Consider the following 10,001-nt stretch of genomic DNA (forward strand, 5'->3'; position numbering starts at 1 on the left):
TGCCGCCAATCGGATTGGCCCGAATGCCCGTATGATAGATTTCATAGTCCGGTTTAACGGGATAGGGTTTGAACCATGAGCGGAATCCCCGTGGGAATCAGCGCCTGCCTGCTGGGCAAGGAAGTACGGCACGACGGCGGCCACAAGCATTCCCGCTTCTGTACCAAAGTGCTGTCGCACCATTTTGACTTCCAGCCGGTCTGCCCGGAGCTGGAAGCTGGCCTGGGGGTGCCCCGCCCGGCCATTCACATCCGCCGCTTCGGTGATGATCTCAAGCTGATCGAGAGCAAGGGTGACACCGACCACACCCCGGCCATGCAGGCTGCCATCGACCGGTTGCTGCCGGAGCTGTCGCAGCTACGGGGCTACATCCTGATGGCCAAGTCCCCCAGCTGCGGCATGGAGCGCATCAAGATCCATAGCGAGCAGGGCCAGGTCCAGGACCGGGACGGCCGCGGCCTGTTCGCGGCGGCACTGATGAAGCGCTATCCGCTGATGCCGGTGGAGGAGGAAGGCCGCCTGAACGACCCCCTGTTGCGGGAGAACTTCATCGAGCGGGTGTTCGTCTACGACGACTGGCTTCGGCTCGAGGCCGAAGGCCTGGACCGCCAGGGCCTGATTGCCTTCCATACCCGCCACAAGTTCCAGCTCATGGCCCACTGCGAGAAGACCTACCGGGAGCTTGGCCGGCTGCTGGCGGACCTGAAGGCGGCACCCCTGTCACAGATCGCCGAGCGCTACATCCAGGACCTGATGGCCGCCATGACCAAGCGCATCAGCCGGGGCTCCCACATGAACGTGATGCAGCACCTGCTGGGCTACCTGAGCGAACGCCTGCCCCAGGCCGATCGCACCACCCTGGTGGAGCAGATCGAGGCCTACCATCGGGGTGAGGTGCCGTTGGTGGTGCCCATGACCCTGCTGAAAATGGCCCAGCGCCGGGAGCCGGTGGACTACCTGGCCGTGCAGGATTACCTGACGCCTTACCCGGACGAGCTGGGGCTGCGGAACTCTGTGTAGGGCGAGATTGGGGTCAGATGAAGTTTTCCTCTGACCCCAAGTTCAGTTCTCGGTTGCACTGGAGAGGGGGAGTCTTGGGCTAGAAGCCGTAAAGCAGTGATAGCGAGGTCTCGGTATCGGTGCTGGCAGAGCCGGCGGGCGGGTCCGACAGGTGGGTAACCGCGTAGGCCACCTTCATGGACAGGTTGCCCACCACCGTGGCCTGTAGCGAGGTGCTGGATTCGGTGATGGTCTCGTTCTCGCTCAACCCCACCTCGGTACTCAGCTTCTGGCGGAACAGCGCATTGTCGGAGAGGCCGTAATCGAACTGGCCGGCGAGACGGCCGATGGCCTGGTCCTCGGTGCGGCTGCCGTCATCGTCCGGCTGCTGCAGGCGGTTGTAGCGATAACCCGCACCGACGGAAAGATCCAGGAAGGAGCGCTCACCGGAAGACCAGACCCGGTGACCGTAACCGGTGGTGGCGGAGGAACGGTAATCGTAACCGGAGAAGCGGTCGTCCTCGTAGGCACCCCGCAGGAACCAGTACTGGTTCTGGGTGAACTTGTAGTTGGTCTCCAGCGCCGCTTCGTATTCCTCGGCAGTGGTGGTGTCTTCGGTTTCCGAGTAGAAGGTCCGGAATTCCGCCAGGTTGCGCCAGCTCACCACCTCGTGGACCAGCCCGAGCCGGGCGTTGATGTTGGTTTCGTCACTGTTGCCGGAGGTCACCAGGACCCCCAGCTCGCCCTCGCCTTCCCAGTCGTTGTCCCCGTCCTGGGCCGCCGCCAGCGGCGACAGGGCGGCCACCAGCAGGCCGGCGGATACTGCCATTCTCATAATGCATCTCCCTGAATTGGTTTACTCAAGAGGATACGGAGTCGCGCCGCTCGGGACCACCCCGATTGCACTATGGTAATGGCGGTCGGCTTGGTGGATCAGGCCGTTTTGACGTTCTCGCCAGCCAGACTGCGGCGAATCTGGCGCTCACGCTCAGCCTGCTTGGCGGCCTTGCGCTCGGCGATCACCCGGGCCGCTTCACCGCCCACGTGAGGCTCGCCACGCTGCTCGGACAGGCGAATCTGGCGTTCACGTTCGGCGAACCGCGCCTTCTGCTCCTCGCTGAGGCTGGCCAGGCACTGGTGGCAGCTGACGCCACGCCGGTACTCGGGCCGCTGCTTATCGGCCTCGGTGATGGGCCGGCGGCAGGCGTGGCACTGGTCGTAGTCGCCACGCTCCAGGCGGTGGTTGACGGTGACCCGGTCGTCGAATACAAAGCACTCGCCCTGCCACAGGCTTTGCTCCTCAGGCACCTCTTCCAGGTACTTGAGGATGCCGCCCTCCAGGTGGTAGACCTCGTCGAAGCCCTGCTCCTTGAGGTAGGCGGTGGACTTCTCGCAGCGGATACCACCGGTGCAGAACATGGCGACCTTTTTGTGCTTGGCCGGATCCAGGTTGCTGCGGACGTAGTCGGGGAATTCCCGGAAAGTCTCGGTGGCGGGATTGACCGCGTTGCGGAAGGTGCCGATTTCCACTTCGTACTGGTTGCGGGTGTCCACCACCAGCACTTCCGGGTCGGAGATCAGGGCATTCCAGTCGGCGGGTTTCACGTAGGTGCCGACGATCTTGCGGGGGTCGATGCCGTCCACACCGAGCGTGACGATCTCTTTCTTGAGCTTCACCTTGGTGCGCTTGAACGGCTGGATATCCACCAGGGATTCCTTGTAGTCGATGCCGTCAAAACGCTCGTCTTCGGCCAGCAGGGTCTTGAGGGCATCGATGCCCTGGCGGGGGCCGGCCACCGTGCCGTTAATGCCCTCTCTGGCCAGCAGCAGGGTGCCACGGACCTGGTGGGCTTCCATCAGCGCCAGCAGCGGCTGACGCAATTGTTTGAAATCATCGAGCACTGCGAACTTGTAGAGTGCGCAGACCACTGTGTCTGTCATGTCTTTCTCCTGCGGGCCGGACCGTAAATCCGGAGCATGGTGTCTGTAAGGCCGGCCTTGAGCGCCGGCGCGCGGATTTTAACCAAACCGGGCGCCGGAATGAAGGCCGGATCAGACCGACAGGCGGATACCGTCTTTCTCGATGACGATCAGGTGCTTCTTGTAGAGCGCGCCGATGGCCTGCTTGAACACCCCCTTGCTGACATTGAAGGTGTCGTAGATGGCCTCCGGCGGGCTCTTGTCGTTGAGCGGCAGGAAGCCGTCGTTGGCCTTGATGGCGTCCAGCACCGATTCGGCAAACTCGCTGACCTTGCCATAGCCGGGCTCGTAGAGACTGAGCTCAATCTTGCCGTCGGGCCGGATACGCTTGACGTAGCCCTGGGTCTTCTGGCCCTTGCGAACCGGCTTGAACAGCTGGTCCTGGTACAGCAGCCCCCAGAATTCGTGGTTGACGATGGCCTTCACCCCCAGGTCGGTCTTGTCGCCGATCACCAGGCTGACTTCCTGGCGCTCGGTCAGACCCTGGGCCCGGTCCTTGATGAACCGGTTCAGCTTGGTGGTGGCGGCCAGGCGGCCGGTGTTGTCCTCATAGACATACACCAGGTAGGAGCGCCCCACCTGCAGTGGCACGCCCTGCTCCGAGAAGGGCACCAGCAGATCCTTCGACAGCCCCCAGTCCAGGAAAGCCCCCACCTGGGATACCGACACCACCTTCAGCCAGGCCACCTCGCCAACCTGGGCCTTGGCCTGCTCGGTGGTGGCGATGGGCCGGTCCTCTGAGTCCAGCGACACGAACACCATGAGCTTGTCACCGGGTTGGCACCCGGCTGGCACGTAGCGGGCGGGCAGCAGCAACTCCCCCATGGAGCCCGCATCCAGGCGGGCACCGATGTCCTCGATGCGGGTCACTTTCAGACGCTCATAGCGGCCGACATTCACCACAGTGCGTGCCATAGTCTACTCCTTGCCTTGTCCCTGACTGCCCCGGCTTCCGGCCCTGGGCGGTGGCGGCCGGCGACCGGCACCCTGAGCCGAACCGGCGCCAGGTTTACGGCCACCGGCTTTCGGCGTACTACCAGCCTTGCCGGACGCCGGCTTGCCGCCGCTGCGGGACCTGCCCTTGCCGCCCGCCGCCGACTTTCCACCCGCCGCCTTGGCACCGGGCTTCTTGTTGCGCTTGGGTTTCTTGGGTTTGGTGACCTTCTTGGGCTTGGCGGTGGGGTCCGGTGAGGCCGGCACATCGTGCTCGGGCTCGAAACCGCTGATGGTGTCCCGGGCGATGCGCTTTTTCAGCAGCCGCTCGATGGCCCGCAGCTCCACCACTTCGTCGTGGCTCACCAGCGATACCGCCCGGCCCTTGCTACCGGCCCGGCCGGTGCGACCGATCCGGTGAACATAATCCTCCGGCGCTTTCGGCAGGTCAATATTGACCACCAGCGGCAGGCTTTCGATGTCGAGACCCCGCGCCGCTACATCGGTAGCCACCAGGATACCCACCTTGCCGGATTTGAAATCTTCCAGCGCCTTGTTGCGCATGGCCTGGGTGCGGTCGCCATGGATGGTGGTGCAGCGGATACCGTCGGCCGCCAGTTCCCGCAGGAGGCGGTCGCAGCCCTTCTTGGTCTTCACGAACACCAGCGCCTGGGACCAGCCCTTGGTGCGGATCAGGTGACTTAGAAGCTCGCCCTTGCGCTTCTTGTCCACCGGGAACAGGCCGTGCTGGACCGTGGCTGCGGCTACCACCTTGGGGCTGACGTCCACTTCCAGCGGCTGGTGCATGAAGGCACGGGCCAGGGTGCGCACTTCCGGTGACAGGGTGGCGGAAAACAGCAGGTTCTGACGCCGGGCGGGCAGCAGCGCAAGGATCTTGCGGATATCGTCCTGGAAACCCAGGTCCAGCATCCGGTCCGCCTCGTCCAGCACCAGGGCTTCCAGCTGATCGAACTGGACGGCGTTCTGGCGGTGCAGGTCCAGCAGGCGGCCAGGGGTGGCCACCAGCAGGTCGGCGCCCTTGCGCAGTTTCATCATCTGAGGGTTGATGCGAACCCCGCCGTAGGCCACTTCGGTACGCAGGGTCAGCTCCTTGCCGTAGAGCACCGCCGCGGCGCCCACCTGGGCCGCCAGCTCACGGGTGGGGGTCAGCACCAGGGCCCGCACACGGTTGCTGCGGACCGGCTCACCGGCGGCAAGACGCTGCAGCAGCGGCAGGGTGAAGGCGCCGGTCTTGCCGGTGCCGGTCTGGGCCGCGGCCAGCATGTCGCGGCCAGCCAGGATGCCGGGAATGGCCTGCTGCTGGATGGGCGACGGGCTGCGGTAACCCTGCGCGTCTATGGCCCGGAGCAACGGCTCCGACAGTTCAAGGGCGGCAAATGACATGGAAATTCCTGAAACGGACGGCCAGGCGCGGCCGGATGGGCGGTCAACAAGTCGACGGGTGGCGCCACCACAGGCGGTGAGGCTCGAATTCGTCGATTATACGGCTTTTGCCGACACCACGGCAGCGCCTGACGGGATTTATTCCGCCTTCGCCAGTTCCCGCTCCACCACGGCGGACAACTGCCCCCAGCCCGGCTGGCTCAGGGGAATGTTATCCACCAGCACGGTGGGTGTGCTGGTCACCTGCAGCTGCATGGCCACCTGGCGGCTTTGCTCCACCGCTTCCCGGTGCAGGTCGGTTTCCATGCAGCGGCGGAAGCGGCGCTCGTCCAGGCCCAGATCGCCGGCGTAGCGGGTGAAGATCTCGGTGGCGGAGTTCGAGTCGGCCCATTCGGACTGGTTGGTGAACAGCCGGTCGTGCATGCCCCAGTAGGCGTCCTGGTCAGCGGCACAGCGGGCCGCCATGGCCGCCGGGACGGCATTCTCATGCTGGCGGAGCGGCAGGTCGAAGAATACGAAAAGGACCTGGCCGGTCTCGACGTATTCCTCTTTCAGACGCTCGGTGGCGCTGGCGAAACGGGCGCAGGCCGGGCACTGGTAATCGGCGAACTCGCGCACCACCACCGGCGCGTCCGCGTCGCCCATGGCAACGCCGTACTGATCCAGCTGGTCGGGAAATGGCTCGGCGGTGGGCGGTACCGACGGCAGGGCAGCGGAATCCGGCGCCGGTGAGCGGGTCACGTAATAGAGCACGGTGAAAATCAGAACCAGGACCACCACCACGCCCAGCACGATGGGTGTCTTGCCGGGGGATCTCTTCACGGCGGCCGGCTGGCCGGTTTTCTGACGACGTTTTGCTTCACCCATGATGGCTCCCTGTTCGGTTCCGGCCCACAACGGCCTTTAGCTAAACTTTGTTAACGTCTAGACTGCGTTAACTTTGGTGCAATCGAATAATAACAGGAGCCAACATGCCGGTCCCGACGTCGCTCGACAATCGTCTCTCGCTGCCGTTGATTGCAGCACCCATGTTTCTGATTTCCGGCCCCGAGCTTGCCCAGGCCTGCTGCAAGGCCGGCATCGTGGGCAGCTTCCCCGCCCTGAACCAGCGCACCAGTGAAGGCTTCGAGGACTGGCTGCAGCAGATGAACTCCGAGCTGGCGGCCCACGCCGAAACCCATCCGGACCAGCCGCCGGCGCCCTACGCCGTCAACCTGATCGTGCACAAGACCAACCCGCGCTGGCAGGCGGACCTGGAGCTCTGCGTCAAGCACAGGGTGCCCATCGTGATCACCTCACTGGGAGCCGCCAGCCAGGTGGTGGAGGCGGTACACAGCTACGGCGGCCTGGTGTTCCATGACGTCACCAACCAGAAGCATGCCCGCAAAGCCGCGGAAGCCGGCGTGGACGGCATCATTGCGGTGGCCGCCGGCGCCGGTGGCCATGCCGGCACCATCAACCCGTTCGTGCTGGTGAGCGAGGTGCGGGCAGTGTTCGACGGCACCATCATCCTGGCCGGCTGCCTGTCCACCGGCCAGGACATCCTGGCCGCCCGGGCCATGGGCGCCGACCTGGCCTACATGGGCACCCGCTTCATCAACACCGAGGAATCCCGGGCCGAGCCCGCTTACAAGGACATGGTGATCTCGGCGGTCTCCGGCGACATCATCCATACCCCGGCGGTATCCGGCATCCCCGCCAGCTTCATGCGCCAGAGCCTGGAAGCCGCCGGCTACCCCATGGACCAGCTCCATCAGGCCGGCACCATCGACTACGGCGACAAACTCAAGCCCGTGAATGACGAGGCCAAGGCCTGGAAAACCGTGTGGTCCGCTGGCCAGGGAGTCAGCGCCATCGAGTCGGTACTGCCGACGCGGGAACTGGTGGCCAGGCTGAAGAGGGAATACGAGGCTGCCCGGGAGAGATTGGCCAGCCTCTAAGCGCGCGAGATCAGTCCTTCTCGACCCAGGAGATGGTCACGGTGCGCTTGCCCCACTCACGGGCTGCCTTCACATCGTTGCCCATGTAGATGTCGATCTTGTTGTCCCAGCGCTTGTTCATCTTGTCCCGGACGATGTAGGTGCCGGGCAGGCCCTCGATGGTGACCTCGGTGCCGTGGGTGAGACCGTCGTCGATCAGGTCCCGTGAGACTGCAATCGCTTTCATGCCGGGCTTGAGGGTGTCGCCCCAGGCGGTCAGGGTGGGATCCCCGTCGATGGTGGTCTGGGCTTTGACGGAATTGTAGGCGGTGGCGGTCACCTCACGGGGATTGCCACCACTGCAGCCGATCAGGACGGCGCAGCAGGCGATCAGGGTCAGTTGGAGCTTCATAACGTACCGATTTTGCTGAGTTCGCCCGGATTACGTCGAGGTAACCCGGGCGGATGTCCGTTAAATGCAAAACCGGGTAAAAACCTGTGGTCTGGCCCGATCAGACATCAGTCTTCATCGTTTTCTTCCAGCTCCACCTCGTCGGCAAAGTAACCGATTCCGGTGCTCGCGTATTCCACCTCCAGGAAGTCCCCGGTCCGCAGGTCGTCACAGCTGACGTCCTCAAAGGAGTTATTGGGGTCCACAGCCATCTGGACTCCCAGCACCGTGATCACTCCAGCGTCGCAGTCAAACGCTGTCAGCCGCCCTTCCATCTCGAAGTCACCTCCCGAATCCTCTTCGAACTCGATTTTCAGGGCCTCCAGGAAGCGCAGGCCGCCGTCGGTCTCGCGCTCGATACCGGCCACCTCCACGTTCTGCCCTGCCAACAGGTCGTCGAAGTCCATGCGGTTGGCGCTGTCCTCGTCGTCCGAGGAGATGATGGTACTGGCGGTGACCTGAACCAGGACGCCGCCGACCTCGAAGGTTCTCGCGGCCGGATCAATGGAGCCGTTGGTGATTACACCCTCCACCTTGGCGTTGGCTTCCCTCAGTTCAATTTCCTCCGCCAGCACGGTGCCGTCGGAGCGGAAGTCCCCCTCCACCTGAATCAGCAGGCCGTCGGCCAGATCCGCTTCGCCAAATCCGTCATCAAACTCGGTGTCGTCATCGACCACCACCACCAGGCCGTTGATGGCAAAGCGGCGGTTAACAACGGCACCGCTGATGGGACCGGAGAACTCGATATCGTCCACTTCGCCACGCTGGTAGCGGCGGCTTTCACCGATGCCGATCTCGCGGGCATCGATGTCACCGGTGAGGGCATCGACACTGCCCTCCACCTCCACCGGTACGCGGTCGTCCAGCAACCGCTGCAGGTCCGCCTCGGTGATGCCCTCGAACAGCACCGGATCCCGGAAATCGATGGTGGTTCCGTTAATGGTGAAGGTCTTCTGGGAGCCGTTGTTGGTCAGCGAGTCTATGAGCCCTTCCAGCTCCATGTCGTTGTTCACGTCGTCTGAGATCAACCCAATGAAGCTGGCCCGGTAGCTGCCGTCCCCCCGGGGCCAGGCGCTGACGCGGACCGCGTCGCCATTGGCGAGAGTGGTGGCGGTGCCAAGCCGCAGCACGGTCTGGCGGTCGATGGTGATGGTCTGGCCGAGAATGGTGAACTGGCCGGTGCCGTCGGTGGTGCTGATGCCGGTGAAATCGGCCACGGTACCCCGGAAGGTATCGTCGTAGGACAGGCGCTCGGCGTCACCCTGGCCATCGTCGCGCCATTCGCCGTCGACCCGCAGGATCATGCCCTTTTCCAGCTGGCTCTCGGAGGTGATACCGTCGTCGCTGGTGACCTCACCGTCGGTGCTGAAGCGGATGCCGTTGACAAACACGCTGGCAAAGCCGGACACCGGGCCGACGCTGGAGCCGGTGCCACGGATGCCGCCGTCGACAATGCCGCCAACGCCACCACCGCCCCCGCCACAGGAGGCCAGCAGGCCAACCCCGGCTGCCAGGCCCATGCTGCGTACCAGTATGGATGCCACCCTTGCCATCGTGCTTCTCCCTACGCGTGTGTTCCGACTCTGTCCCGATTCCGGCTTTGTACCGATTCCCACTCTGCCCGGATTTCAACGACGTCCTTATTTCAGTTTTATGTCAGGTCCCGAACTGCCTGTCCATCCGCCGCCGCCAGGGGCCGGCCGGCCCCGGCCCGCGGGCTATGGGAGCGCCTGCCACCGGCTCCCCACCCAGGCAGGAGCGATAGGCGGTCCGCCGCAACAGCACCATGCCGGTGTCCTCGCAATGATCCGCCAGGCCGGTACCCAACAGTTCGTCCAGCACTTTTTGCGGCGACAACTCCCGGTTGGGGGCCTGCACCAGCTGGGTAAAACCGGGTTCGCCCTCGCCGGCCAGTGGCAGCAGCGCAGGCTCCTGGCTGTCGTCGGCGAAGCGGCCTTCGGTCAGCCATCTCAGCACGACCCGCCGCACCGGCGGTGACAGCAGGCTCTCACTGAGTTCGGTGAGCCGCCAGCGGGGGCGGTGCTGCAGGACACTGAGGCTCATGACCGGCCTCCGTTCTGGTCGTCTTCGTCAACGGCCTGGATGGGATCCTCAAAGTAAAAGATGCCCACCCCGGTGCGCACCCGCCCTGCCCCGGCCTTACTGTCGGCCTTGCCGGCCACGTCCTGGTCGTAGGGCGCCAGCCACTCGTCCAGGGTCTCCAGCAGCCGCTGGGAATGCCGCGCCGCGTAACGACGCCACCGGCCCATCACCTCCGGCGGAATCTTGTCGTAGCTCAGGGTCCGCTGGTACAG

General features: G+C 64.4%; 11 protein-coding genes. 2 read left to right on the forward strand and 9 right to left on the reverse strand.

What is annotated here, in order from left to right; all coding sequences use genetic code 11:
- The first annotated feature begins 75 nt into the window (after positions 1-75).
- Positions 76-1,020, forward strand: a complete 945-nt coding sequence (locus R3280_RS08585) for a DUF523 and DUF1722 domain-containing protein (RefSeq protein ID WP_318998183.1) — start codon at positions 76-78, stop codon at positions 1,018-1,020.
- 79 nt (positions 1,021-1,099) lie between these two features.
- On the opposite strand, the gene R3280_RS08590 is transcribed toward R3280_RS08585, so the two are convergent.
- From R3280_RS08590 to R3280_RS08610, 5 genes are all read right to left on the reverse strand, one after another.
- Positions 1,100-1,834 carry a DUF481 domain-containing protein gene (locus R3280_RS08590; protein WP_318998184.1) on the reverse strand — a complete coding sequence of 245 codons (735 nt, stop codon included), beginning with the start codon at positions 1,832-1,834 and terminating at the stop codon, positions 1,100-1,102.
- A 98-nt stretch (positions 1,835-1,932) separates the two neighbouring features.
- Positions 1,933-2,940 (reverse strand): rhodanese-related sulfurtransferase, encoded by a 1,008-nt coding sequence (locus R3280_RS08595; RefSeq protein ID WP_318998185.1) that lies wholly within the window; start codon positions 2,938-2,940, stop codon positions 1,933-1,935.
- A gap of 111 nt (positions 2,941-3,051) precedes the next feature.
- Complete coding sequence (locus tag R3280_RS08600) at positions 3,052-3,894, reverse strand: S1 RNA-binding domain-containing protein (RefSeq protein ID WP_318998186.1); 843 nt, start codon at positions 3,892-3,894, stop codon at positions 3,052-3,054.
- A 3-nt stretch (positions 3,895-3,897) separates the two neighbouring features.
- The gene (locus tag R3280_RS08605; protein WP_318998187.1) at positions 3,898-5,316 is read right to left on the reverse strand and encodes a DEAD/DEAH box helicase; all 1,419 of its coding nucleotides are present in this window, start codon (positions 5,314-5,316) and stop codon (positions 3,898-3,900) included.
- Positions 5,317-5,454: 138 nt separating this feature from the next.
- Complete coding sequence (locus R3280_RS08610) at positions 5,455-6,183, reverse strand: DsbA family protein (protein ID WP_318998188.1); 729 nt, start codon at positions 6,181-6,183, stop codon at positions 5,455-5,457.
- 104 nt (positions 6,184-6,287) lie between these two features.
- On the opposite strand from R3280_RS08610, the gene R3280_RS08615 reads away from it, so the two are divergent.
- Complete coding sequence (locus tag R3280_RS08615) at positions 6,288-7,256, forward strand: nitronate monooxygenase family protein (RefSeq protein WP_318998189.1); 969 nt, start codon at positions 6,288-6,290, stop codon at positions 7,254-7,256.
- A gap of 10 nt (positions 7,257-7,266) precedes the next feature.
- Here the strand turns inward: R3280_RS08615 and R3280_RS08620 are convergent, their stop codons facing one another.
- The 4 genes from R3280_RS08620 to R3280_RS08635 all read right to left on the reverse strand — a co-directional run.
- Positions 7,267-7,647 carry a hypothetical protein gene (locus R3280_RS08620; protein ID WP_318998190.1) on the reverse strand — a complete coding sequence of 127 codons (381 nt, stop codon included), beginning with the start codon at positions 7,645-7,647 and terminating at the stop codon, positions 7,267-7,269.
- Positions 7,648-7,754: 107 nt separating this feature from the next.
- Positions 7,755-9,239, reverse strand: a complete 1,485-nt coding sequence (locus R3280_RS08625) for a DUF5666 domain-containing protein (protein ID WP_318998191.1) — start codon at positions 9,237-9,239, stop codon at positions 7,755-7,757.
- A gap of 103 nt (positions 9,240-9,342) precedes the next feature.
- Positions 9,343-9,750, reverse strand: a complete 408-nt coding sequence (locus R3280_RS08630) for a hypothetical protein (protein WP_318998192.1) — start codon at positions 9,748-9,750, stop codon at positions 9,343-9,345.
- The coding region (locus R3280_RS08635) for a DUF6502 family protein (protein WP_318998193.1) at positions 9,747-10,001 on the reverse strand (255 nt) is incomplete at its 5' end. The genes R3280_RS08630 and R3280_RS08635, both read right to left, overlap by 4 nt.

Origin of the sequence: Marinobacter sp., from assembly GCF_033722195.1 — a bacterium.
Classification (GTDB): Bacteria; Pseudomonadota; Gammaproteobacteria; order Pseudomonadales; family Oleiphilaceae; genus Marinobacter.